The 26,900-nt window shown below is 42.4% G+C and carries 21 protein-coding genes; 13 read left to right on the plus strand and 8 right to left on the minus strand.

Annotated features, from left to right (window positions below; all coding sequences use genetic code 11):
- Positions 1 to 68 precede the first annotated feature (68 nt).
- Genes ACXAC4_RS16915 through ACXAC4_RS16925 form a run of 3 tightly spaced genes read right to left on the minus strand, consistent with a single transcriptional unit; the run spans position 69 to position 4,437 of the window.
- Positions 69 to 2,465: an ABC transporter permease gene (locus tag ACXAC4_RS16915; RefSeq protein ID WP_475163655.1), complete on the minus strand. Its 2,397-nt coding sequence runs from the start codon at positions 2,463 to 2,465 to the stop codon at positions 69 to 71.
- A 2-nt stretch (positions 2,466 to 2,467) separates the two neighbouring features.
- Complete coding sequence (locus ACXAC4_RS16920) at positions 2,468 to 3,175, minus strand: ABC transporter ATP-binding protein (protein ID WP_475163657.1); 708 nt, start codon at positions 3,173 to 3,175, stop codon at positions 2,468 to 2,470.
- A gap of 11 nt (positions 3,176 to 3,186) precedes the next feature.
- Positions 3,187 to 4,437 (minus strand): efflux RND transporter periplasmic adaptor subunit, encoded by a 1,251-nt coding sequence (locus ACXAC4_RS16925; protein ID WP_475163660.1) that lies wholly within the window; start codon positions 4,435 to 4,437, stop codon positions 3,187 to 3,189.
- 279 nt (positions 4,438 to 4,716) lie between these two features.
- Between ACXAC4_RS16925 and ACXAC4_RS16930 the strand changes: the two genes are divergently transcribed.
- The 4 genes from ACXAC4_RS16930 to ACXAC4_RS16945 all read left to right on the plus strand — a co-directional run bounded on the left by ACXAC4_RS16930 (position 4,717) and on the right by ACXAC4_RS16945 (position 10,832).
- Positions 4,717 to 6,147, plus strand: a complete 1,431-nt coding sequence (locus tag ACXAC4_RS16930) for a sigma-54-dependent transcriptional regulator (RefSeq protein ID WP_475163661.1) — start codon at positions 4,717 to 4,719, stop codon at positions 6,145 to 6,147.
- A gap of 15 nt (positions 6,148 to 6,162) precedes the next feature.
- Positions 6,163 to 7,479 (plus strand): sensor histidine kinase, encoded by a 1,317-nt coding sequence (locus ACXAC4_RS16935; RefSeq protein ID WP_475163664.1) that lies wholly within the window; start codon positions 6,163 to 6,165, stop codon positions 7,477 to 7,479.
- A gap of 396 nt (positions 7,480 to 7,875) precedes the next feature.
- Complete coding sequence (locus ACXAC4_RS16940) at positions 7,876 to 8,646, plus strand: LytR/AlgR family response regulator transcription factor (RefSeq protein ID WP_475163665.1); 771 nt, start codon at positions 7,876 to 7,878, stop codon at positions 8,644 to 8,646.
- Between the two features lie 164 nt (positions 8,647 to 8,810).
- A complete protein-coding gene (locus tag ACXAC4_RS16945) occupies positions 8,811 to 10,832 on the plus strand; it encodes a TonB-dependent receptor (RefSeq protein ID WP_475163667.1) in 2,022 nt (673 codons plus the stop codon).
- A 16-nt stretch (positions 10,833 to 10,848) separates the two neighbouring features.
- Here ACXAC4_RS16945 and ACXAC4_RS16950 read toward each other — a convergent pair whose 3' ends face one another.
- Together ACXAC4_RS16950 and ACXAC4_RS16955 are read right to left on the minus strand one after the other, a co-directional pair.
- Entirely contained in the window at positions 10,849 to 11,487 is a 639-nt protein-coding gene (locus tag ACXAC4_RS16950; RefSeq protein ID WP_475163668.1) for a LuxR C-terminal-related transcriptional regulator, read from the minus strand.
- Positions 11,488 to 11,491: 4 nt separating this feature from the next.
- On the minus strand, positions 11,492 to 12,901 hold the full coding sequence (locus ACXAC4_RS16955; RefSeq protein ID WP_475163671.1) for a histidine kinase: 1,410 nt from the start codon (positions 12,899 to 12,901) through the stop codon (positions 11,492 to 11,494).
- A gap of 161 nt (positions 12,902 to 13,062) precedes the next feature.
- Between ACXAC4_RS16955 and ACXAC4_RS16960 the strand changes: the two genes are divergently transcribed.
- Together ACXAC4_RS16960 and ACXAC4_RS16965 are read left to right on the plus strand one after the other, a co-directional pair.
- Positions 13,063 to 13,986, plus strand: a complete 924-nt coding sequence (locus ACXAC4_RS16960; protein ID WP_475163672.1) for an ABC transporter ATP-binding protein — start codon at positions 13,063 to 13,065, stop codon at positions 13,984 to 13,986.
- Positions 13,979 to 14,731, plus strand: a complete 753-nt coding sequence (locus ACXAC4_RS16965; RefSeq protein WP_475163674.1) for an ABC transporter permease — start codon at positions 13,979 to 13,981, stop codon at positions 14,729 to 14,731. The genes ACXAC4_RS16960 and ACXAC4_RS16965 overlap by 8 nt, the downstream gene beginning before the upstream one ends.
- Here ACXAC4_RS16965 and ACXAC4_RS16970 read toward each other — a convergent pair.
- Entirely contained in the window at positions 14,728 to 16,002 is a 1,275-nt protein-coding gene (locus tag ACXAC4_RS16970) for an acyltransferase family protein (RefSeq protein ID WP_475163676.1), read from the minus strand. The genes ACXAC4_RS16965 and ACXAC4_RS16970 overlap by 4 nt on opposite strands.
- Before the next feature lie 236 nt (positions 16,003 to 16,238).
- On the opposite strand from ACXAC4_RS16970, the gene ACXAC4_RS16975 reads away from it, so the two are divergent.
- The 7 genes from ACXAC4_RS16975 (at position 16,239) to ACXAC4_RS17005 (ending at position 23,431) form a co-directional block, all read left to right on the plus strand.
- Complete coding sequence (locus tag ACXAC4_RS16975; protein WP_475163678.1) at positions 16,239 to 16,850, plus strand: hypothetical protein; 612 nt, start codon at positions 16,239 to 16,241, stop codon at positions 16,848 to 16,850.
- Positions 16,851 to 17,020: 170 nt separating this feature from the next.
- Positions 17,021 to 17,878: a LytR/AlgR family response regulator transcription factor gene (locus tag ACXAC4_RS16980; protein WP_475163679.1), complete on the plus strand. Its 858-nt coding sequence runs from the start codon at positions 17,021 to 17,023 to the stop codon at positions 17,876 to 17,878.
- Positions 17,879 to 17,966: 88 nt separating this feature from the next.
- On the plus strand, positions 17,967 to 18,515 hold the full coding sequence (locus ACXAC4_RS16985) for a hypothetical protein (RefSeq protein ID WP_475163682.1): 549 nt from the start codon (positions 17,967 to 17,969) through the stop codon (positions 18,513 to 18,515).
- Positions 18,516 to 18,829: 314 nt separating this feature from the next.
- Entirely contained in the window at positions 18,830 to 21,172 is a 2,343-nt protein-coding gene (locus ACXAC4_RS16990; RefSeq protein ID WP_475163684.1) for a TonB-dependent receptor, read from the plus strand.
- 95 nt (positions 21,173 to 21,267) lie between these two features.
- Positions 21,268 to 21,603 (plus strand): hypothetical protein, encoded by a 336-nt coding sequence (locus ACXAC4_RS16995; protein WP_475163686.1) that lies wholly within the window; start codon positions 21,268 to 21,270, stop codon positions 21,601 to 21,603.
- The gene (locus ACXAC4_RS17000) at positions 21,603 to 21,872 is read left to right on the plus strand and encodes a hypothetical protein (RefSeq protein WP_058031429.1); all 270 of its coding nucleotides are present in this window, start codon (positions 21,603 to 21,605) and stop codon (positions 21,870 to 21,872) included. Before ACXAC4_RS16995 ends, ACXAC4_RS17000 begins: the two co-directional genes overlap by 1 nt.
- Positions 21,869 to 23,431, plus strand: coding sequence for a PepSY-associated TM helix domain-containing protein (locus ACXAC4_RS17005; protein ID WP_475163691.1), 1,563 nt, complete (start codon positions 21,869 to 21,871; stop codon positions 23,429 to 23,431). Before ACXAC4_RS17000 ends, ACXAC4_RS17005 begins: the two co-directional genes overlap by 4 nt.
- A gap of 467 nt (positions 23,432 to 23,898) precedes the next feature.
- On the opposite strand, the gene ACXAC4_RS17010 is transcribed toward ACXAC4_RS17005, so the two are convergent.
- Positions 23,899 to 25,752: a choice-of-anchor I family protein gene (locus tag ACXAC4_RS17010; protein WP_475163692.1), complete on the minus strand. Its 1,854-nt coding sequence runs from the start codon at positions 25,750 to 25,752 to the stop codon at positions 23,899 to 23,901.
- 103 nt (positions 25,753 to 25,855) lie between these two features.
- Positions 25,856 to 26,743 (minus strand): LysR substrate-binding domain-containing protein, encoded by an 888-nt coding sequence (locus tag ACXAC4_RS17015; protein WP_475163695.1) that lies wholly within the window; start codon positions 26,741 to 26,743, stop codon positions 25,856 to 25,858.
- Positions 26,744 to 26,900 lie beyond the last annotated feature (157 nt).

A 26,900-nucleotide genomic window follows, 5' to 3' on the forward strand; every position in this document is an offset into this window, starting at 1 on the left:
CCTTTGGTTCTTAAAACTCATCATGGTTGGCCATTGCACTTCTACAATGACCAATTTCAACTTAAAGGTTATTCATATCGTAGAATTAACGAAGGGCGCGTACTGGCGGCTTTGAATGCTAAGCTCGCCACAGTAACCCAAGTGATACCTGCAACCACTAAAGCAGCAATACCATATACCCAAACAGCTTGGTCGATGCGGTCGTTAAAGTTGGCTAACCAGTCGCCAACCAGTAAATAAGTTACTGGGTAGGCAATGGCGATACTCACACCGACTAACACTAAGAACTCTTTCGCTAAGATGTTCACAATACTGATACGTGATGCGCCTAGCACTTTGCGAACTGCGACTTCTTTTTGACGACGGGCCGCAGAGAATGACGCCAAGCCAAACGTGCCTAAACAAGTTAAAAACACCGCAAGGCCAGTAAAAATAAGCACCACTTGAGAGATACGCTCATCGCCTCTTAATACCGCTTTGTAGCTGTCAGACAGTAATTCGATTTTAGGTTCGAACACATTGGCATGTTGAGCTAAAACTTCAGCAGCTTGCTGTCTAATACTCAATGCATTTTGTGGATTTACCGTTAACACCACCTCTGAGGTAGGGTTTAAGTAATTGAAGCCAAGCAGGAACATGATGTCTGTATTGGCATTTTGTGCATTACCGATTTTTACATCAGCAACGACTCCAATCACGCGCATATCAACATTACGACCTATATCTTTGATTGATTTACCTAAAATATCGGCAACATTGGTGAAGCCCGCTTGCTTTGCCACCGTTTCAGTTACAATCGTGCCAACATATGTGATGCCATCCACTCTGTTCGCCCAATCACCAGCAAATTCTCGACTAAAGTCACGCCCAGCAAGTAGTTCTAGCCCTAAGCTTTTAACAACTTCAAAGTTAGTACCAACCACTGGAGTTATGCCGCCAGACTCTTCGCCGTTTGGCCATGTTGGCCTAAGCGTATTATTAATTGAGCGGGTCAATTGCGTGTCGATAACGCCCAAATGTTGCACTCCTTCAATCGCAAGTAACTTATTGACGACCGCACTAGGCTGCTGAGTAAACACCTCTCCAACAGGCACTTCAGAAATAACCAGACGCTGTGCAGTTTGGTAGCCTAGTGGCAAGTTTTGTAAATGCGATAATTGCTGTAGTAATGTAGCAGAGCCAATGATCAACCCTATGGCTAAAGAGGCTTGAAAGGTAAGTAAGCTTTTACGAACCCAAATTGCAGTACTACCACGCTGTAAATCACCACTTAATACGCGTTTGGCACTGAATGATGAGATGAAGAACGCAGGGTATAGGCCTGCCAACACGCCAACCGCAATCGCGACAATCGCGATACCCGCACCAAAGCTTGATACATAGTTAAGCACTAATTCACGATCGACTAGACTATTAAAGCTTGGCATTACCAATTCAACTAACACACAAGCTAACACCATAGACAACACTGCAACTAACACAGATTCAGACAAAAACTGGCTGATTAACTGGGTTTTGCTCGCACCAAGTGCTTTACGAACGCCCACTTCTTTTGCTCGCTTCGTCGATTGCGCGACGGTCATATTGATAAAGTTAAAACTCGCAATTAATACAAGTAAAATGCTTAAGCCGACACAGATAGTGACAACTTGCTTAGTACCACCCGTTTTCATCTCAAATGGAGATTTAGCGGTCAAATGTAAATCGAGTAAAGGGTGTAGCTCAACAAACATCTTACCTTTAAAATCACCGGTAAATGCCTGCTCAGTCAATTGCTGTTCTAACGCTGGAATATCAGTGCCAGCTGTCAATTTTAAATAAACATAATGAGACGTTTGAAATAGGTTTTCAGAAATATGCTCTGCATACACTAAAGCTTGAAAACCAAAATGTGTGTTATCTGGTAAGTCGGCAAAAACCGCTTTCACTGTATAACTGCCTTTTGCATGGTTTAAGGTCTCACCAACGACATTCACAGTACCGAAAATGCGAAGCGCCTCAGATTCGCTCAACGCTAAGCTGTTAGGTGTACTCATGGCTTCTTTGATGTTTCCTGCAAGCACATCCATGGCAATAAAGTCTTCAATATTCGCGGTGGCAGCATAGAGGTTATTAAGCTTAAACCCTTGATTATTGTGCTTCACATCTACTTCAGCTTCACGAGTAAACTCCACCATTTTTAGTGCAAATACATCTTCTACTTGGCTAAAATCTAATGCCTGTGTGCCTCGTGTATAGCTATAAATTGGAATAGTGCCCAAACCCAATTTTGAGTAATCTTGAGCCACACGATAAACACGATCTGCATTAGGTTGCTGTTTATCAAAAGACAGCTCATTTTTCGCAAACAGTGCCACTAAAATTGCAGCAGCAAGACCCACACTTAAGCCAATCACATTCAATAAAAAATGCTGTTTTTGTTGCTTAAAGGCACGAAGTGCCGTGATTAGGTAATTAACTATCATAACTATGCAACCTCGTTTTCTAGTCCATGAGGAACGTTATTGGCTTTGTCTAACATAATCTGACCGTCTAATAGACGTACTAAACGATCGGCATACGCGCCTTCTTTTTCTGAGTGGGTTACCATGATCACCGTTGTGCCTTCGCGGTTTAGTTCACGCAGCATAGCCATCACTTCTTCACCGTTTCTAGAATCTAAGTTACCAGTTGGTTCATCGGCTAAAACCAGCTTTGGGTTGATCACTAAAGCACGGGCAACTGCCACACGCTGTTGCTGACCGCCTGATAGTTGCTGCGGCAAATGATCGGCACGGTGATCGATAGCAACACGCTTTAAAATGGCTTCAACACGCTGTTTACGTTCACTTTTTGAGATGTTTTGATATTGCAGTGGCAGCTCAACGTTTTCGAATACCGTAAGTTCATCAATCAAGTTAAAGCTTTGGAATACAAAACCAATCGAGGCTTTACGTAATTGTGATAGCTGCTTTTCGCTATAACCCGCGATGTCGGTGCCATCGAAATCAAAATTGCCTGAGCTCGGTGAGTCCAACATACCTAAAATAGACAGCAGCGTTGACTTACCACAGCCTGAAGGGCCCATGATGGCAACGAACTCGCCTTGCTCTACAGTTAAATTAATGTCGTTTAAAGCGGTTGTTTCAACGTCTTGAGTACGGAATACGCGATTTAAGTTAGTTAATTTGATCATGGGTCTGGTCCTTAAAATTTTAATGTCTGTGCTTTGTCGAAGTTGCTGTAGCCTGAGGTGATCACTTGCTCACCCACATTTAAGCCATCAAGCACTTCGTAATAATTTTGATTTTTCTTGCCTAAACGAATGGTACGACGCTCTGCTGTTGTGCCATCGCTTGATAGTACGTACACCCAGTTACCGCCTGAGCTAGTAAAGAATGCGCCACGTTTTAGTAATAATGCGTTGTCTTTGTTGCCACCTAACATCAATTCAACATCAATGCTTTGGCCACGTTTAATATCTTGTTGGCCACTTGGTAGTGCTACTTCAACCTGAAACTGCGACTGGGTTACGCGGCTGTCTATTTTGCTCACTGTCGCCATCACGCTGCCACCATCTAAGTACACGTTGACGTCCATGCCCTTTTGAACTTGGTTTAAGTAGAATTCATCTAAGCGCACAACTAATTTGTATTCATTAGGAATATCAATTTGACCTAGGCGCGCGCCGCGATTTTTTGATTCACCCATTTCTACATCAAGCTCACTTAAGTAACCCGACACAGGCGCTTTTATTAATAAGTTATCTAAGTTTGCACGGGCAAACTGTAAGTTTTTCTGTAGCATTTCGGCGCTATCTTCTAGCTGCTCGACTTGCACCTTACGAATTGAATTTTCTTGCTTTTGACGCTCTAAGGTCAGCTCTTTTCTCGCTTTGTAATAAGCTAGATCTTCTGAGATTTCAGAAAGTCTATCTTGGGCTAATACCCCGCGCTCAACCAGTGGCTTAGATTGCTTGTAACGACGCTCTAAATGGGTAATTTGTAAATCGATTTCTAATAAATCACGACGCAGATTCAAACGACTGGTTTCCATGTTCATTTGTGTATTGCGTAAGAAGTTAAGCTGCTCAGTCACCTGCGCTTCGCGGCTCATCACGTCTAACTGTAAGCTGGTGTTACTCAAACGCACCAAAGGCTGACCTTTAGTCACATAAGTACCCTGTTCAACCAAACGTTCTTCAACTTGTCCACCCGCAATCGTGTCTAAGTAAATAGTGGTTTTTGGCACAACCTGACCGCGAAGGCTTAACGCATCGACAAATGCGCCTTGCTCAACAGCATTAATGGTGACACTGCTTAGTGATAAGTTTTGACTGCGACCCGATGACGAATCTGTAAATGCGAATGCTGCAGCAGCAATGCTCAGCAGCACACCCGCAGCAACCGCTTTCTTAAGATGTTTTTGTAATCCTGAACGTTCAATTTTCTTATCCATAGCACACCTCTAAATCGTTGAGAATTTGGTCGATCTTCGTTTCGACAACTAAGTCCGAATATGGCAGAGATAAATCAAACACTATGCCAACTTTTAAACCCATAAAAATCAGCAACTTATAAAGGTTTGTGTTTTTAATAATTATTATAGTGTCCGGAAACAGAACACATCGAAAACCACAATGTGTCCATTTATGAACACATTAATAGACGCACTGTCACTAAATGAGGTAGGCTAAAAAGAATAAAAAGAAGCCAAAAATAGGCAAAGGCAAGGACCATGACGCAAACAGCCAAACAAGCTGGACACATTTTAATTGTCGACGACAATACTGATATTTTAATCGCAGCTAAACTGCTACTAAAAAAGCACTATCAAAAAGTACACACCACAGATAACCCATTTGATATTGAAGAAATCGTAAAAACGCAGCCTATTGATGTGATCTTACTCGATATGAACTTCAGCCAAGACGCCATAAGCGGTAAAGAAGGGTTTTACTGGTTAAAGAAAGTCGTTGAGCAAGACCCCAGCATTGCAGTGCTGCTGATGACTGCGTATGGCGATATTCAATTAGCCGTTGATGCCATTAAAGCCGGCGCGGCTGATTTTGTTGCCAAACCTTGGCAAAACGACCAACTATTAGGGGCCGTCGCGGCCGCCTATGCACACGCTCAGGACAAACAGAAAGTTGGGCAACTGACTCGCCAAACACAAGGGTTAAACCAAGCACTAAACCAAGGTGCAGGTGGTAAAAACTTCGATTTTCTAGGTCAAAGTGCTGCCATGCAGCAAGTATTTAGCACCATTGAAAAAGCGGCGTTGACCGATGCCAATATTTTAATCACCGGCGAGAGTGGTACAGGTAAAGAACTCGCTGCACACGCGATTCACCAAGCCAGCTTACGTCGCGAAAATGCTCTAATTAGCTTAGATATGGGCGCAATTGCTGACAACCTATTTGAAAGTGAACTGTTCGGTCATAAGAAAGGCGCATTCACCGATGCCAAAGCAGACAAGGTAGGCCGCTTTGAGCTCGCCAACGAAGGCAGCCTATTTTTAGATGAGCTTGGCAACTTGCCACTGAGCCAGCAAACCACCTTATTAGCCGCGCTACAAAACCGTCAAGTCACCCCCGTTGGAGGCAATAAAGCCATAGATGTGAACATTCGCCTCATTTGTGCCACCAACGATAATTTACAACAAGCCGTCGACGAAGGGCGCTTTAGACAAGATTTACTTTATCGCATCAACACCATTGAGATCCGCTTACCACCGCTACGCGAGCGCAGTGAAGACATTCCGTTATTAGTGAATTATTACCTTGAGCACTTCTGCCACAAATACAAACGCACCTTAAGTGTCAGTGACACCGACATGCAAACCTTGAGTGCCTACACTTGGCCGGGTAACGTGCGAGAGCTGGCCCATGCTATTGAACGTGCTGTGATCTTAAGTGAGGGTGAGCTACTGGATATCAGTAGTGTGGTTGGCCAAGTAACGACCACCGCACAACCAAGCCAAGCTGAAAGTGCGCAAAGCGAGTGCGAGCAATTGATTAATGCAGACACTTTTAATCTTGAGGAACTTGAGCACCGCACCGTACGCGCGGCATTAAAGCACTATCAGGGTAATGTCTCGCAGGCTGCCAAAGCGCTAGGATTAACCCGTGGTGCCATGTATCGCCGCCTGGAAAAATACGACTTATAACCGGAGCTGAGTATTTTGAGCTACTTCACGAAGCACCCTACAACGGTATTTTTTGCCACTATCTTGTTACTTTGCGTGCTGATCACCACCAATGCAAACTTGTATATACAAGATGGCTTTTCAGCAACTTTACTGCTTTTAAGCTTATTTTCGTGTGCGACTTTGTTCTCGTTAATTTCGCAATTTAATAAACAAAACAAACACATGAGTTTTGTTTTAAAGTCTTTGGCAAATGGTGATAGTTCTCTGGGGTTAAGTAAACACCACCCTATGCATAGCCACCTTGAAGAAATCAAAGAAAACATTCAGAGTGCACGCTTTAATGCCGAGCAACAGGCACACTTTTTACAGGCCTTATTAGTCCATATTGATTTGGCTGTCGTGGTGTGTGATGACACGGGCGACGTGATTGAATCAAACCCTGCTGTTGCCAAATTACTCGGTAAAGCAGTTCGCCACTGTGATGATTTGGCGCATATCGCGCCTTTAGTCGAAAGTTGTGACCGCAGCCTCAAAACCATTGCCAATTGGCAATATGGTGAGCAGCAAGACACCTTGTCTATACAAGTAAGTGTCGCTCATATTCAAGGTAAGATCCGCAAAATTATTACCTTGCACTCGATTCGTGATGCCTTACAAAACAAAGAGCAACAAGCCTATAAGCGGCTTACCAAGGTGCTCACTCACGAAGTTGCCAACTCTATCACGCCGCTCGCTTCTATTGCGCAAAGTTGTGAAAGCCTTTTACCAGAAACACTCACCTTTGATGATGAAGAAGACAAAGACGATTTAGCCATGGCGCTAAAAACGCTGGCAAAACGCACCGAATATTTAGGTGATTTTATCGGCCGCTTTAGAGAAGTCAGTAATTTACCTGCGCCCACACTTAACCCTGAGCAACTTGCTCCATTAGTTGAAGGCGTATTCCAACTGCATCAACAAACTTGTAGTACTGCGAATATTGACTTCCAACTAGACGTATCTCATTCACAACTGACTATGTTAGATAGCGCACAAGTTGAGCAAGTACTTATTAACTTAACCAAGAACGCCATTGAAGCGGTGCAGCAAAACGGCATCGGCACCTCATCAAGCGTGCAATTAAAAACAGGCTGTAATGAAGCAGGCCAGCATTATGTTGAAGTCAGTGATAACGGCCCGGGCGTAGCAGAGCATGTGGTCGACATGATGTTTGTACCATTCTTTACTACCAAGCAAAAGGGTTCGGGCATAGGGTTAAGCCTTTCAAGGCAGATCATGTTAAACCATGGCGGAGATTTAATTTACATCCAACGCGAACAAGGCGCTTGTTTTAGGTGCGTGTTTGGATGATGTTCGTGTCTATACCTGAGGCTTTACCACCAAGCAAAAAGGCTCAGGCATAGGGTTAAGCCTTTCAAGGCAGATTATGTTGAACCATGGTGGCGACCTCATTTACATCCAACGCGAACAAGGCGCCTGTTTTAGATGCGTGTTTGGATGATGTTCGTGTCTATGCTTAAGGCTTCACAACCAAACAACAAGGGTTCTGGGATTGGTTTGAGTTTATCTCGACAAATAATGTGCTTACACTTTAAAGAACGCGGCGGCGACCTCTTTTACACCCAGCGGGAGCAAGGCGCTTATTTTAGATGTGCGTTTGGATGAACGGGCTAAAAATTATCGCAAGAAATTGCCAATTTTTGCTCACCTAGTAAACTAAGCGTGGTTTCTGATTTAGGGGCAACGATGGACAAGCAAATACATAAAGAATGGCAAATATCCAGTATTGGCTGGAGCGTTGTCATACTCTTTCTTACCACAATAGATGCATTTTATGATTTATCAGTCGCACCAGAAGATCAGCTCAATAATGTCTGGTATTGGGCAATTCAAGAATGGGGCTTATGGTTTATTATTACACCTTTGCTGTTTAGAGCTCTCAGTCTTATTGAACAGCAGAAAAGACATATCACAACCTTCTCTCTAATTGCTTGTATAGGTACGTTTATTATTGCCATGGGCGCACAAGCCATTTTTGACCTTTATGCCCTTAACGACCCAATTCCTTATACTTTTTTATATTTTGCCCCCTTGCACCCTTTGGTGATTTTCGTAAACATTTATCTTTGGCAGCGCTTAATAAAGCCAAAGTCTGTTCAACTTGATGTATTTCAAGCCGAACAACAAGCCTGTATTACTGTTGAACATAACGGTCAATGTATTGATATTCCTTATGCAGAGATCATTCAGTTTAACTCTGCCAGTAACTACGTAGAGATCTGCACGGTACAAAAAACTTGGTTAAAACGTGCCACATTGAAAGAAGTTGAAGCCAACTTGCCTGATAACACCTTTATCAGAACCCACCGCTCACATTTAGTGAATATTAAATTGATCAAAAAGGTGACGATTAAGCCCTCAGGGAGTGGCTATGTGGTAATGTCGAACGACAATGCCGTTGCCTTGAGTAAAGCCCATAAAAAAGCGGTTAAGACCTTCCTAAAACAAGCCGCTTGATCTGTATTTAAACTAGTAAGTCCAGTTATCCCAACTCAATGGGATAACTGGAAAGAAACCCGTCCATTCGTCCCTAGCCCTTACCAAATAACACTTTATAATTGAGAACTCAGCCTAAATTAATTTTAATAGCAGCGATTTATATCACCAACCAAGGACGCACTATGCATAGCAAAAATTGGCTTAATTCTGCTGTTTTTATCAGTGTATTAGGCTTTAACTCTACAGTGTTCGCTCAAGACGATACGCGGATTGTCATTGAAGATAATGTCGCGCTATATACCAGTGACGACCTTCTTGCCATGCAGGGGCAATCCGCATTCGATATTATTGAGCAAATTGCAGGCTTTCAGTTTATTGACTCGAATAATCAACGAGGCCTAAGTAACGCCAGCGGTAATGTATTGATTAACGGCTTGCCCGTTCTCAATAAATCGCAAAGTCTAGAAGCGATATTGTCAGATTTACCTATAAGTCAGATTGCTGAAATGGAAGTCTATTTGGCCGGTCACCCATTTTCTTCTGCCAGCCAATATACACAAATAATTAATATTATTAGAGATAATTCTCAAAACAGGGCAAATTGGCAGGTAGGTGCTAAATCACATAAAGACTTTAATCAAGTAAATGCCGCCTCATTGCAAGTCAGTACACAATGGCTGGATTGGGATCATCAATTACAGCTTTCTACAGACAAAAACCTTGCTTACTCAACAACCGATTACACTGAGTTTAATCATCAAAATATCAGCTATTTAAGTGGTCAAGAGCAGTATCAAGAAAGCATTGAAAATATCAACACAGGTATTACATCAAGCAAAGTGATGACTGACAGCGTATTGCAAATAAATGCGCTGTTTCTAAAAGAACATTATCAAGAAGATTATACGCGTGACTGGCAAGGCAATAACGATGCGCCGGGTAATGAAATCATAAAAGATAAATCGCAACTCGATGAGTATGAACTCGGCTTTGATTGGCAGCAGCAAGCAAATGAGAGCGAATCTTCATGGCTCTGGCAAGTGACAGGGTTACTTCGCCTACGTGATAGTGACCAAGTTGCCCTCACCACAGAGCAAAACGACAGTGAACTCACACTTACTCAATTTCAGCAAACCCAATCAAATACTGAGCAAGTATTAAAGCTTTCAACTCAGCAGCCTGCTTTATGGTGGCAACCAGAGTTGGGATTAGAAGTAAGTCACAACCGTTTAGAGGCAGATACTTTAGAAGCAGATAGCTCTGAGAGTAAAACCACAGTGACCAGCGTCACTGAAACCCGTGCAGAACCTTTTATTGCCAGCAAAATAGAGCTTACCCCGCAATGGCAGCTATATAGCAAATTAACGGGTGAATACGCCAAGCTTAGCAGCCAATCAAATACCCAATATGAAACACAAAGTCGCTACCTTAAACCTCTAATTAAGCTAAGCCACCAAGCGCAAAACGGCCTGCAATCAACATTCACTTTACAGCGCAGAGTCGACCAGCTTGATTTTACTGACTTTCTAGATAGCCAAGATAATGATTTTGGCCGTGAGCAATCGGGCAACACTGAGTTAAAGCCTCAACAAAGTATCGAGTTTAGTTACGAGTTAAATTATGAAGCAGACGATCACTGGACGCTAAATACGCGCGCTTTTTGGCAAAAACAGCGTGATATTCATGAGTTCATTCGTTTTAAAAATGGTGACTGGGGAGTAGGCAATGCTGGGCACGCCTACTACTATGGTTTAGATCTCGATATCAGTATACAAACCAACTGGTTAATGACAGATAGCCTCATCAATGTATTTTATGAATATCGCGATGCCAACTACGATGACCCGTTAACTGGTGATCGCGCCATATCTTGGCTAGAGCCGCACAGTGCTGAATTAGAGTTTAGAAAAGACGGAGAGTGGTATGCGTGGGGTGTGTTGGCATCTTTACCCGATACTGAAACTGGTTTCTACCCAGAAGAAGTTTACCGACAAAAAGATCGCGCTACTTACGGTTTTTACGCCGAGTTCGACCTAGACAATGACATGCAGCTCAACATAGAGCTTGAAGGTGCTTTTGGTGGAGAGTATCTGTATGACCGCCATATTTATCAACCAGATAGAACTGGTATGTTAGATTATCGCTACTTCGCGTTAGAACACAGTGAAGCGAGCCTAAAAATTTCTCTCAGTGGCGAATTTTAATGCGCCGCTGAGTATATTATAAGATAAGTCCATTTTGCCAAGCATGCACAGCGGCCTGAGTTCGGTCTCTGACGTTTAGCTTTGACAAGATATTACTGACATGTGTGCGCACTGTTTTGACTGAGATAAACAATTGTTCGGATATTTCGGCATTAGACAGACCTTGCGCAATAGCGCGTAATACCTCTGACTCGCGGTCGCTCAATTGCATTTCTTTATTTCGTTCAGCAGAAAGAATTCTTGTAGCAACCATAGGAGATAAAGTACTAACCCCCTGTGAAGCTTTGCGTATCGCATCGACTAGCGCATCTGGCTGTATGTCTTTAAGTAAATAGGCGATAACCCCAGCATCTAATGCAGGAAATATTAATGTATCTTGGTGAAATGAGGTTAGGATCACCACCTGGATATGTGGATATTGTTGTTTAATTTGCTTCGCAGCTTGTACACCCTCAACTTCTCCATCCAAAATCAGATCGAGTAGCACAACATCTGGTTCACTGTTAGCAATCACTGTCATACCATCAGGTATAGTGCCAGCTTCTGCCACAACCGACATATCAGGCTGCATTTGTAAAAACTGGACGATACCGCTTCGTACTATTGCATGGTCGTCTATTGTAACGATTTTGATTTTCTTTTCTTTATCTTTCATATAATTACTCCTTGCTTGCTGAAGGTAGATATCCAGTAAGGCAGGTTACCTTACGTTTGCTATCATCTTCACGCTGCTCTAAAGATAAACGTCCACCCAGAGAATGTAGCTTTTGTTTTATGATCTCTAAGCCTTGACCAAAGCTGGGGTTAAACTGCGCCGTGCCATTATCGAATAAACTAAAGCGGCTTTCACCATCATTGAGCTCAAGGCATAAGCGAATAGTGTCTGCGTCACTATGCTTAGAGATATTTTGTAGCCCCTCTTTAATACTCGCAAACAAGTAACTTGATATTTGTCCGCTTTGAGGCTTTTTTACCTCCAAGTCACGGCCAGTTTGTTGCTTCCAACACGCCAAATAAGTAGTTAATTCTGACATCTCAACGTATGCTTGCGCCGATGATTCGTGCTCAGTTTGTACCTGCAAAATCCGATTAACTTGTTCAAATGCTTGCTGATTATTACTCTGGGCTTGTTTTAAAAGTAGACTCAATTGTGTTTCTGAGTGTGCCAATGTTTGACAACTAGATAGGTTTAAGTTGTTTGCGAACAACAGTTGCTTAACGGTATCGTGCAGCTCTCCGGCAAATTCTATACGCTGCTTTTGTAATCTTGTTTCTTGTTCTTGCTTAATATGTACATCAAGCTGTTCAACAAGTCGGTTTAACTTATCAAAACTCTGCTCTAGCTCGTCAGCCCCATCTATTGTTAGGCGCTCAGTCAATCGCCCTTGCCCCCATAGTAATGTCACATGATTAAAGTGCTTTAAGCGCTTTTGAATACGGCTACCTACGAGCCACATAACAACGGCACCACAACATAAAATAAATCCTGCAACTATCAGTGCGAAAGGTAAAAAGCTAACCCATTGAGACAATAACGAAGAAGGGGTAGAGCCGACTGCAGACCAGTTATCGATCCACATTACTACAGCGCCTAGCTGCTTACCTTGATGGTCGGTTAAGGCACGGGTGAAAATGACAACATCATCAGACATCATCTCAACGCCACTGTTGTAATGTGCTAACAAAGCATCCGTAAGGTCGTCTCTCACTTGCAGGGGCAGTTGCGCGCCAATATCACCAACAAAAAGTGGGGCATGCTCTGTTTGCGCAATGACTTTAGCCTCTAAATCTACCACCACAACTTTACGAATATTAAGGGCACTTAAATAAGCTGAGTCGTCAAAATGTAGCTCACTCAACCCACCTGTTTGTTCCATTTCTAGAAGAATTTTCGGGGCAATCTCTTGCTCATACAAAGCATAGATTTCAGATATTTTAGGCACATTAAAAATCAGTAACTGCACGGTCACTAAACTAAAACAAGCAAAAAAGCTGACCAACAATAGGCCTATTATTACTTTTGCTCTGATTGAGTAAGCCATAAGGCGCTGTTTTAAGTAATCAATCACTCGATACTATCCTTGTGAACAGATAAATTCGCCCAGCAAGTGTACAGATTTATTTATCAAAAGGGATCGGTCTAGAGACCGATTTAATTTCGGGCACACCGCAGATGTATATGCCTGATGATATTGCTCTAATAGAACCAAAGATGATGTTGGAGCAAACGATGGAACAGGCCGCAGTAAAAATAGTAAATGTACATAAAGCATTTTCTAACACACAAGTATTAAAAGCGCTCAATATGACCGTCCCAACAGGGAGTGTATATGCCTTGTTAGGAAATAATGGTGCCGGAAAATCCACCTTACTCAGTATGTTACTCGGTGCGCTTCAACCTGAACAAGGTGAGATTCGTTTATTGGGTGAGCCTGTCAGCACGCGCTTAAAGTCGCGCTTAGGTTGCCTCATTGATGCGCCTGCTTTTTATCAAAACCTAACGATTAAAGAGTTCCTAAGTTATTGCGCAAAGATGAAAGGCTTACCAAAACCGTGCATTGATGAAGCACTGACTATTGTAAATTTACAAGCCAAACAACATACGCGCTTAAAACGCTGCTCTTTAGGTATGAAACAAAGAGCAGCACTTGCCAATGCCATTTTAGGTCAACCCGAACTGCTGATATTAGATGAACCAACCAATGGCCTCGACCCAAGCGGTATTGAAGAGATTAGAACCTTAATCCGGACACTACCTGAGCGCTTAAACACGACCGTATTATTCTCTAGCCATGTGCTTGAAGAGGTTGAAAAAGTGGCAACACATGTTGGCATTCTCGCACAAGGTAACCTAGTGATCGAAGGAAGCCTACCTGACTTACTGGACGACCCTTTGGGCACATTAGAAGTGTCGATTTCAGCTGAGCATACCGATAAAGCTCAAACACTTTTAAGTAGAGTCTTTAAAGTATCAACACCAGAAGCCGGCAAGATCACCATTCATCAAATAGACAAGTCGCTTTGTCCACAGGTGTATAAATCTTTACTGGCACAAAACATCGACTTTTACCAATTCCATTACCACACGCAAAGCTTGTCAAAGCTATTTAATAACATACATCTATCAATCAATAAGGAGGCTGAATATGCTTAAACAAACGCTGACTGTTTTGTTGTGTGAGTGCACTAAACTAAAAAGGCAATGGCTGATACCTTTACTATTTGCCTGCCCTTTGGCCGTGATAAGTTTGCAATTTTTAGTGACTTTTGAGCGTGGACTCGATGTTTTTGCTGAGTTTGGGTGGTTTGGATATGTATCAGCTAATTCGACATTGTGGCTTGGACTTATGTTGCCTATGTTAATTGCCTTAGTTACCACTATTTTTCATCAAATAGAACACAAAGATAATGGCTGGTTATTGATGAGCAGCTTTGCTATCTCACCTATTCAGCTATTCATTGCTAAATTTACCATTGCCTCTTTGCTGATCGTTTTGGCTAACCTGCTGATGGTGTGTTTTATTTTTATCAGTGCGTGGTTGCTTATGCAGCTCGGTTTTCCGAAGTTTGAAAGCACCGACATAAGTTTTTTACAGTTTTTCATTAACGCGTCGATTACCAGTCTACCCCTTATTTTGATAGGTTTGATTATTTCAAAATTAATCAATAACTTTGCTGCCCCAATTGGCGCAGCCTTTATCATGGTTATTTTTGCTATGAGCCTTTCAAGATCTGAAAGTCATTGGTTGTATAGCCCTTGGACCTACCCTATGGTCAGCGTTCACGTAGCAGACCAAGCTGCTACAAACCTTGCGCTTACATTGAGTTTAGTACTAAGCGTTGTGCTCTTTGCAATTGCATGTACTTTATATTGTTGGCGACCTAAGCAACATGCCTAAAGAATTTGTATTGCGATAGGTATCACCACAATGATACCTATCCATTTTCTAATTGTGGCATGAAAGAACAAAGGTTTTTTGTGCTTTAAAGTAGACTCTACTTTGCCTATTTTCATACCAAATAGCGGTCTAAGCAAAGCAACATAACTCAACCCCCAACAAGCTAGCGCACACAACCCAAACGTCATTACAATAATGAGCGTCGGCTCTAACCAAGGACCTAACTCGAATGGGCTAAAGTAATAAGCTAAGCCGATGATCACACTTTGATGAAAAATATAAAATGGAAACACCCAACCATTGAGTTTATTTAAAATGGGGTGAGTGCGAGTTAAAAAACGCATAGCCAATGCCAGCATGGCCATCACGCCTAATAACCTTTGTGCGGTATAGAACATATCCATACTGGTGATCTGCCATTGCACGCTTTGACTGTCTAACCAAATACTCTGATACCCCCAAACTACGCCTAGATAACCTAGAACAAAAAAACCGAGCAGAATGTGCCAGTGCTGAGCCAACGAAGCAAAAAACGCTCTGTGATGAACCAATAAAAAGCCATAAAGTAAAAAAATGAAGCCCATTGGGTAGCGAAATGTGTCACTCGGCCATGAAAGTTTTAAAACGCAAAGCGGCACCAGTAATCCTAAATATACCCAAAACACAGGGAGATTTAAGAAACGCGCTATGCCATTATGTAACCATCGGCTTTGCAGCACAGGTATCATCAATACCAGCAATAAGGTGAATTGCCATAACGAGCGCAAGTACCAAAGGTGATTCACATCAACATGAGGCCAAATGCCCGCTTGATACTGTGCAAAGAGCGGGTGAGATAGGTCAAAAAACGCGATGTAAAACTCAACATAGCTAAGCGTTAAACCAACCTCTTGCTGCATTTGCGCATACAATTGAATAGGTACGACAAACCACACGCCCACCAGCAGGGGCAATAAGATTTTCACGGTTCGACTCATTAAAAACTGAGGTAATGTCGACTTCTGTAGTAGGCAACTCAATGCGGCACCTGAAATAAACCAAATCAGTCCCATGCGCCAAGGTGAGAGAAGCAACATCAGATTTTCTATTTCTGTACTTAAATAATTACTTTTAAAATGAAAATCCCAGTTTTGCGTATACAACATACCTGTGTGATAGAACACCAACAGACCAAACGCGAGTACTCTTAGCCAGTCTAATTCAACAAAACGTCCTGTCGGGTGACTTACAAAAGCAGCGGGTTGCCACCATTTAGCGATAGATTTGAACATACCTTTTCCGTCAGTTTCTCAAACTTGGTTATCTGATATTTTCTGAAAGACACTCGGAATAAAATAAATATGTGCTTAAAAAACAGTAACTAGGGATAAGCGGTGGGATTGTGGGATAAAACTCTTGGGACTGGTTTAGTGAAGTAGCTCACATCTGTTTCTGACAGCTTTTGTTTATAAGTTAGAGCTTGTCTTACAGACGGCTACGAGCTCAACCAAGCTTCGATAAATAGCGAATGATGACAGTTGATAACCCCCTCACCAGCATGCAAAATGCAAGACATGACCCAGTATATTCCTACTGTGAATTATGGCGTCATTTAATAGAAGTCGATGTGCGTTTTAAAAATACTATTTTGGCAAAAATAGGCAGCTTTATGCTTATTTTAAGGAATAAGCTATATAGGGAATTTATAAAAATGAATAAAACAATCTGGTTTTCATTAATAACACTAGTGTTTTCAATAATAGTAACGTTTGCCACTTTTATATATGCTAATACAAGTTATTTAGAGTCACTTAGCCTTTCACTCTCGTTATCAGCGCCATTAGTTTTCATATTTTTTTGTGTGTTTATAGTTTTCAGAAATAAGATGAAAGACCAAAACTCGCTGATGAAAGCAATTACCATTCGTGCATACTTTTTTACGGCTTTATTGCATATCATATGGAACAGCTTGATGTTCATGGATGTTTTAAACAGAGGGAGTTTAGGGCCTGCTCAAGGCTATTCTGGATTAATACTTTGGCTTGGTAGTTTAAAGGCAGCTTCATTTGGAGTTTTTGTTGGAATTATTTTTTATTTCCTACCAAAGTTGATAAACAAGAATAAGAACTTAAATCGGTAATATCAAACCTGAGAGCCACAGTGGTTATTCACAAGAGGCGAAATTTAGCACATACGCCACTATCAGATTTAATTGAACCCTGTTAATCGAACCTGAAAGTTCAAGTTAAGGCTTATTCAGGTTAAGTTAGTTGTTAAACTGGATTTACTTTTAAGGTTAGAGAATTAAATATGGCGCGCTCACCTCACTTTCTGCACTATTCAAACCAATATGGTGCGCTGTTTTTGATGGCTTATATTTTTATCAATAACACCATTAATGCCACCTCTGACATTATGGAAGCGCAACGTGATGGCGCACTGCCTTTTCAGTTGTGGGAGCCATTTGTTTGGGAATATAGCAGCGCCTTAAGCACGCTAATGTTAGTGCCTGGTGTGATTTTTCTTCTTAAATACCAACCTTTTAACTTTCAAACCATAACACGCTCTCTCGGCTTGTATTTTTTTGCTTCAGTCGTGTTTAGTGTGTTACACGTCGCCATTATGGTGGCGCTTCGTAAACTCGTTTATTGGAGCCAAGCAGGTAGCTATGACTTTGGCTTGCTTTGGTATGAGTTTTTGTATGAATACCGCAAAGATGTATGGGGGTTTGTATTTTTAATTGTGGTAGTCAAAAGCTATCACTATCTTATCGGTCAATTAAAGGGCGAAGCCCATGTACTGCAACAAACCGAAGAGTCTGTACAACCGCAATTTGAGCGCTTGCTGGTAAGAAAACTCGGTAAAGAATTTATTATCAAAGTCAGTGATATTGAGTGGTTAGAATCTGCTGGTAACTATGTCAATTTACACATTGATGGGCGTGTTTACCCTCTTCGGGCCACTTTAACTAAACTCAGTGAACAACTTGAACCACAGGGGTTTTGTCGCATTCACCGCAGTCACGCGGTACGGCTTGATGCCATTAGTTCCATCACCCCTATTCAAAGCGGCGACAGCGAGATCACACTCATTAGTGGTAGAAAGCTCAATCTTTCGAGACGCTATAAAGAACAATTTAAGGGTCTATTACTTCCTAACAAGCCTTAAGATACTTACAAAGTTTAAACACTTTCTTACAGTTAGTGCCTTTTACTCAACTTACAATTTCACGAGTTTTATTTGCAAGGACCCCCGCATGACGCGCTACATTGCTTCGCTTTTCTTACTCGGCTTAACCTCTTTACCCTGTGCAGCCAATGATGAATTCGATTTTTCAGTATTTGCAAAATCAGAATTCAATGCGCTTGACGATCATATCATTTCAACTGGATTTGAAATGATTGGCTACTTCAACCATACCCATTTTGGTATTGGCTTTAGCAGTGCGTTAGGCAATGCCAGTGTCACTACCGAGCAAGGTTATCGCGAAGATTTTCTCACACTAGATACTGGGCTTAAATTTGGTTATTTCTCTACTATTTACGCGTATGGTGAGCTGGGCTTTGATGCTTTTGAGCTTATGTTTCACGACCAACGTAACAATGACCGCTATAGTAACCATTCAAGTATCATCGTTTACAACGCGCCAAATAACGAGATTGATGCTTACTTAGGCGCAGGCATCGGTGTGCAGATTGAACACTTTAAACTTGAAGGCTACACCCGATACCGACAAATTGATGGTAATGGCTGGGAAGCTGAAGATAACCATTTCACAGGGTTACAACTCTCTTTTAGCTTCTAAACAACTGTTTTCAAAAAACTTATTGATGCGTATATTGGTACAGTTATGAATATATGCATTCTTTTTTGCGAAACCTATAATGATATTTAGACTAAGAAAGCTCTCATTCAAAGCAGACAAAATAATTTTTTAACTAAATAAATCATAATCTTAAAAGCAAGTCTGCTTAATTTTCTTTCTAATTCAGTCTCAATCAAACATAAAATATAGATTAAAATACCCACAACAAACACAGAAATGATAATGATTTGCAATTTTGATCATGTTAGTATTTGCAACCTATTTTTTGAGCAAATACTTTATACGGACGAATAATGAAACTCTCTGCGCTCTCATTTGCACTACGTGCGTCTCTTGCAATCCCTATGGCACTGTCTAGCCAACTTGTTTTTGCCGATGATCAAGGTGATGAAAAAGAAATCGAAACCATCATGGTCACAGGTCAAAAAATTGCACGTAGCCTACAAGAAACCACCACCAGTGTTGCAGTACTGACTCCTGAGATGATCGAGCAACAACAGATCAACACTTTCACCGATGTGATGGTGAACACCGCCAATACCCATGGTGATAGCTATGGTTTCAGCATTCGAGGTATTGATGGCTTTAATGTATCAGGCGGTGGTAATAGCTACCTAGCAAGTGTGTATATTGATGGCGCGCCGCTACCACAGGGCTTAGTTCGAAATGGTGGTTTCTCAACATGGGATGCACAGCAAGTTGAAATATTGCGTGGCCCACAGTCTACATTGCAAGGGCGCAACGCACTTGCTGGTGCAGTTATTTTAAATACTCAAATGCCAAGCCATGAAAACGAAGGTAAATACAAATTACTGTTCGGTCAAAACGGCCAGCAAGAAGCCGGTATTGCCATTGGTGGTGGCCTGGTTGAAGATGAGTTGTCATTTAGATTCAGCGGTGAAGAAAAGCGCTACGATGGTAACGTCACGAACTTACATGACAATTCTGACTCAGATTTTAATGAAGAACATACCTACCGATTAAAATTTTTATACGAGCCGGCAGGGTTTGAAGACTTTTCGGCAATGCTTAGCTACATGAATGCAGAGCGCGTATACGGTGATGCAAACTTAGCCACCAATGCAGGTGAAGTTGACTTTGATAACCGTACAACAATTTATAACGACACTCGAGAGCGTAAAGCCGAAACTGAACTTGTTTCTTTAACTTTAAATTATGACATTAATAGCGAGCTATCGTTCTCATCTTATACAACTTACTCAGATGTGCTTGAAGCGTTTGACTGGGACTCGGACTACCCACAAGGTCTAGGTAACACACCAATCGTCGACACAGGCAGTAGCACACTCTACAACAATACTGAAACAACACTGACTCAAGAGTTTAGGCTTACATTTGATTATGAAAGCTTTAGCGGTGTAGCAGGCGCTTACTACTTCGATGGCGACCGCAAGGAGTTAAGCACAGGCTTAAACAACTACAACTTATCTCGTCTTGGTTTATCGAGTAGCGTGTTACAAGCAAGATATAAACTAAGCCCACAAATTGCTGACTTGGTAATTGCACAATATGCAGATTTTGACCCTGCCAGAACGCAAATTTACTCTCTTACCGAAACAGAAGTGACGAGCTATGCACTCTTCGCTGATGGCGTTTGGCACCTCAATGATCAGTGGGATATTTTAGCGGGCGTGCGTTTCGACCGTGAAGAGCAAAAGAATGGCAATGATGCGAAATATACCATTTTAAACCAAGATAAAATGCCAAACCCAGCTAATTATGTGGGGACGCCTTATGAAGGTATTGTGCCGCTTATCACAGGTATTAACGGGTTATTACTAGGTCTTGCAGCTGACGCTTCAAAGCCTGCCGCTCTATCAGATACCAGCTTCAACACTTTCTTGCCAAAGATTGGCGTGAGCTATCATCTGAATGACGACATCACCTCAACCTTTACTTTCCAGAAAGGGTATCGTTCAGGCGGTGTCGGTATCAACCAAGCAAAATCTGTGACTTTCGAGTATGAACCTGAATATACAGACAACTATGAATTAGCAGTTCGCTCTACTTGGTTAGAGGGCGCATTAACTGCAAATGCTAATTTCTTCTATACAGATTGGACTGATCAACAAGTTTCTGTACAACTTTCTTCAAACAATTTTGACCTTGAAACAGTCAATGCAGGTAGCTCTGAAGTGAAAGGCTTCGAGTTTGAAGTAAATTACAACGTAACAGATTACCTTAAAGCCTATGCAGCGATTGGCTATGCAGGCACTGAGTTCACTGACTTTAAGATCACAACACCAGAAACCGAGTATGACTTAACTGGCCGCCAGTTCTCTGCACCAGAGCGTACACAAAGTGCAGGCTTAACTTATCAAGGGCCTGAAGGCTTATTCGCCAACATCAATATTAACTATGCCAGCGATGCACCGAATAGACCAAACCCATACCGTGATGGTTTGCAGCCTGGCGATGCATTCTTTGACTTACACAATGATGCGCGCACGCTGGTTAACTTACAGCTTGGTTACGAATGGGATAACTACGGTATTTACTTCATTGGTAAAAACATCACCGATGAAGAATATTACGTCGCACACCGTGCCCGTAATGCACGCTTAGGTGCGCCAGCGGAATATGCGATTTCGTTCCGTGGCGTATTCGACTGGTAAGACAGTCAACATTTAACCCCTATAAAAAGATGTCGTAGCAATGCGACATCTTTTCGCGGTTTTAGGAAATATAACTCAGTAGCAAGGATTTAAATATGAGTTTTTTTTACCTCCTTCCTGCCTATTGGTTAACAGGCATGTTGCTTTATGCCTCAAGCCCTCGGCAGCAATTTTTAAAGACACAACAATTTAACCCCCCTCGCTGGTTGGCATTAGTCACCATTGCCCTACTCAGTGTGATTACTCTTTCATTGCTGATTAGTGCACATTTCAGCCCTGTGGTCGCAGGTATTTTTGCGCTACTTGGTTTAATGCTGTTTATTCCCGCGCCCGTATTCTTACTTAACCATAAACCTCAGTGGGCCATCGCTAGCATTATTGCTATCTGTATGCTTAGTGCAGGGTTGCAGCTGATTTCGGGAGGCCAATAATGTGGCATAAAACCTTTGCTGGGTTCTTATCCGGCGTCGTCGTGATGATTTTAGTACCCAGTATTTTAAGCCTGTGGTTAGTCGCTCACATCAATGTAATCTTAGCCACTTCACTGGTCCTGGCATTAGCAGCTTGGGCAGGCGTCATGACTTGGTGCTATGGCGCTGAAAGTGGCAAACAAGCTTGGCAACGAGCCGGCATGCTGGCTATTCCCACCATCATAATTTTTGTGATCACCTTCTTTACTGCAGCAGGACCAACAGGATGAAACAGTCTACGTTAAAGAATTTTACCCATGCACATGCATGGCTTGGTTTGATCATCTCAGGGGTGTTGATGATCGTCTTTGTCTGTGGCTCAATGTCGTTTTTCAGAGAAAACATTGTATTGTGGGATATGCAATATGATGCACCGAAAACAGACTTAACCAGTCAAAAACAACACGTACCGGTGTCGACGATTGCCAAACAGATCAGCGACCAAGGGCATACCATGCCGGTGGATCATGGTGTGTTTATCGAACTACCCACCCAAGCCCAACCTTTTTATGTCAGTTATTTTGAGATAGAGACATCTGAAGGCGAACATATCGACGTCAATCAGAGCTTTGATCCAGAAACAGGTCAACGTTACGAATTAGATCAAGAAGACTTTTATCTTGGTAACATGCTGTATCGTATGCATATTAACTTGATGCTACCCGGTGGTACCGAGTTGGTGGGGATTGTGTCGTTGATCTTCTTTGTCATGGTGTTTACCGGCACGTTGATCCTGCTGAAGAAAATCATCAGTCATTATTACCAATACCGAGTAGACCGCCGCAAAGACACCTACCTTGATGGACATAGCATCATAGGTATTAGCACCTTGCCTTATACGTTTTTATTTGCACTCACGGGTGTCATGTTCAACTTGAGTATTTTACTACAAGCTGGGTTTGGCTTTGCGGTATTTAAGGGCAATATTCCTGCTTTAATGGCAACCGCAGACTTTTACGCGCCACCAAGAATTACAGAGCTCTCGGGTCAGCCTGCAGACTTAACTTTGCTAGATGATATGGTGGAAGATGCACAGCGTCGCTACCCAGAACAAAGCGTGTACTTTTTGAATATATTTGCGCCTAACGATCAAGCAGGCCAAGTTGAAGTTGCAATGACAGCGCACCATACTCTCGACCAACTGACGCGCCTGACATACTCGTTAGCAGATGGCCGTTTAATCAAAGAATACAAGCCAAGCCAATCAGCCACCGCAGGCACATATAGTGTACTCAGTTCTCTGCATTTCGGTGAATATGGCGGCAATACGCTGAAGTTTATCTATTTCTTACTCGGTTTAGCATGCTGTTATATGATTTTAACAGGTAATCTAATCTGGCTAGAAAAGCGTGAAAATAACCGTAAACAAAGTAAACGCGGCCTGCAATTCGTGAAAGCCATGACCTTAGCGCTATCGAGCGGTACTTTGATCGCCGTTGCCAGCACCTTCATTGCGGCACGCTTTGCACCAGAGTCATGGTCACAAGTCAGTCTACTCCCGCCATTGTTTGGCGTGATGATCTTAGTTTGTTTAGTACACGGCTGGTTTAGTAAAAACGTCAGAGGCGGCATGATCCAACAGCTTTATATTGCTGCGGTGTTAGCGCTAATTTGCCCACTGTACGACTTGATCCAGATGCTACTAGGCCACACGCCACCGAGTTATCTCATTGTGGATGTTTGGCTGGTGACCATAGCTCAAATATTAGTCGCTGGATTTTGTTTATTGCTGGTGCGACATCACAGACCAAGAGCAAAAGCGTTTAATCTAGCGCCTGCGGTCAGTTAATTAGCGAAAAGATTGTCGCGCTAAAGCACGACCTACAGGAGTTTAACCTGCACTTGTAGGTCGTCGTTTACGGCGACAAAATTTGCTATGCAGATGTATTTTGCACTAAATAAAAAAGCGCACTTCTCACAAATGCGCTTTTTGGTATGGGTAAGTTGTGCAACTTTTCTAAATTGTCGCACTGAAGCATGACCTACAGGAGTAAAACCTTAGCTTGTAGGTCGTCGTTTACGGCGACAAAAATGATTTCGTAAATGCCTCAATTCAAAGCCATCTAAACTAGCTGATTAACAATCTTGCGGAGTATTACTTCCTTGTAGCGGTGGCCTGTCGGCATCCTTGCCTCCACTTCCTCACACTGCGATGCTTCGCATCGGTTGTTCGTCACCCTTGCGCAAAAGTACTCAATTTAAGCCCATATAAACTTACTCATTTCACCTTGCGCAAAAGTAATCTGCTTCGCAGATCTATTTTGCACTTAATGCAACCTGCCAAACCGCCACTGAGCCTGAGATTTCATTACCAATAATGAGCAATGGCTTGCCTGTAGCACTTTGTTCAGCAGGTACAAATGACATACCTTCTGGCGCTAAGTCACCGGTAATATCTGCGCCTTCAACCACACCGCGGTTAAAGAAGTAGTCAGCAAACTTTACGTCATAAGGGTTGGTAATGTCATACACCATGATACCGCCCATGCGCTCTAGACCAATAAACGCAAACATACGCTCGCCAATTTGGCCCAGCGCCAATGCTTCTGGTTCAGCACCTTTTGCATCAGAGCGCGTGTCGCCTTCATTTTCATCTTCATCGTTGTTAAATGCAGCGCCATGAACAGATGCTGTGATACGGGCAATTTCATCGCCTGAATCGAAGACAACTAAACCATTGCTGTCCCAAATCGTGAAAGAACGCGCACCGTACGTGTAAAGTGCTTCGTATTGACCATCGTTATCAGTATCACCTTTTACTGTTGTCACTTTTAGGCGACCAATATCGTCATCATCGTTGTTTAAGTAAGAAAAGTTATTTGCCAGCGTTAGGTCTTCAACACGAGATTCATCGATATAGGCTAAACAACCATCTTTATCGTCAAAATCTAGACCGCCTTTTGCAGTACAGTCCGCAGCATCTGTGGCATCAAAGAAGTACTCACGACCATCACCTTCATTGGCAGAAACGACAAAGTTTGCACCTTTCCAGCTAAAGCTTGCGATGGTATCTGGCTGATACATACCGTACAGACCCGGATATTTCTTAAAATTGATCTTGCCGTCTTTGTCTGATGCATCCATGACTAAGTTTGACCAATCTTTGAAGCCTAACCCCATTAACTTGACACTGTTGTCGCTTAAATCAACCACAGCTAAGCCATTGTTTTCTTGAATCGATACATAAGCATAACGGTTGTCTTTAGAAACACTGACGTACTCTGGCTCAAGGTCCATTGCCACCGTGGTATTAATTAACTTGCCGTTAATTGTACGACCCGTTGGGTTTGCGAACACCATCCCCATAGCTTCTAATTCAGCCTGTTTGCCGTTGTAATCTGTGAAGGTAATCTGTGTTGCGGTATCTACCACTGTACCGTTGGTAACCGCAATCACACTGATGCTACCCTCAGGATCAACACTGTAATCCCCCTCTGGCTCACCTTCGTTCGCCACAACGACTTTGCTGCCATCTGGGCTGAACGTCACCATGTCTGGTAATGCACCCACTGTGACATTTTTGATAAATACCGGCGCATCACCTGAAATATCATAAAACGCAATTTGACCATTTTCGCCAGTGGTTTTTGCTGCCATCGCAACCGCTAACAATTGATTGTTTTCATCGATTGCTATGCTATTCGCATCGCCTGGGGTGTTGTCGTTTAACGTTAACGTGATCGCACTACTTAAGTTAGTCGTCGTGATCACACCTTCGTTATTTTTCACCAAACCAGCGGCATCAAAGCTTTCTGCTGCAATGATGTTTACCACAGCACTATCACCTGAGCTGTTAATTGCGTAAATCCATTTTTTAGACGCTTGATAAGCCACGATTTCGGCTGCACCCTCTGGACTTTGTGCATTTAACACTGCACGACCAACCATTTGAATATCTAACAGACGGTTAGCATCTTTACCATCAACCCCATTTGTACCGTCGGTGCCATTTGAACCATCACTACCATTTGTGCCGTTTGAACCATTCGTACCAGCAACACCAGCTGGGCCTTGTTCACCTTGAAGACCTTGTTGACCATCGTCGCCGTCAAGGGCACAACCTGTGAGAGCCGTTAATAAAGAAAGTGCGATCAGAGAGCGTTTAAGCATAACTAAACCTATTGTTGTTTATTGTGTAATATTTAATAGCGAACAATTAAACAGCAGGTTTATGACGTTTAAGTTTCTGCGATCTTAAGGATTGATTGCAGTTTTATTGCGCATTATTGTCGGAATCTAAATGTGCATTCAGATAATCCACCAGCAATCTGACTTTAGGTGATAAATGACGATTATGCGGATACAGCGCCCAAATTCCCTCTTCAGCTTCTAAGTATTGCGGTAACACCTCGACCAAGTTGCCTAGCTTTAGGTCATCTGCAATGTAGTAGTCGGGTAACTTGATTATCCCCAAACCTTTAAGTGCCGCATCTCTAAGTGCAAAGCCACTATTACAATTGAGGCGACTTTTCATTTTTAATGTGCGCTCTTTACCCTCAACGAGAAAACGCCAGTACTCGCTGTTCCCTGTTAAACAGTGGTGTTGTTTCAACTCGTCTAATGTATGAGGTGCGCCAAATTGACGTAAATAATCGGGAGAGGCACAAACATATTGAATGCGGCTGGTTAAACGCTTTGCCATCATGGTTGAGTCATTCAATTTGCCAAGACGGATGGCTAGATCAAACCCTTCTGCCACCAAGTCAAAAGTTTGGTTGCTTAAAAACATTTGCACTTCTACTTCCGGGTATTGGCGCATAAAGTCATGTACTAGCGGCATGATAAACTGCTCGCCATAGGCAACTGGGGCAGTCATTTTAATTAAACCCTGCGGTGTGTCTCGCAAATTACTAATGGCGCGTTCAGCCTCTTCAAGACCTGTTAGCGCATGCTGGCAATGGTGAAAAAACACTTGGCCCTCTTCAGTCAAGGCAACCTTGCGCGTTGAACGATAAAATAGCTTAGTACTGTGCTTCTCTTCTAATGCCGTGACTTGGCGACTGATATGTGCAGTCGATACGCCTAATCGCTTCGCCGCTTGTGTAAAACTACCCGATTGCGCCACCGCGACAAATTCATTAATGCCCTGCCAACTATTCATACCGCCCTATTATTACCATTGAGTAAAAGTAATTTACAAAAATAAGGGATTATCGAACAGGTGTAAACAAACTACACTTTCTCTCGTCAAAAATAATATGGCAAATACGCGTAAAGTACGTCGCTAAAATAGTTTTGAGTGCCTACGCTCTTATTTG

The organism is Pseudoalteromonas sp. AWM4_233, from assembly GCF_056158285.1.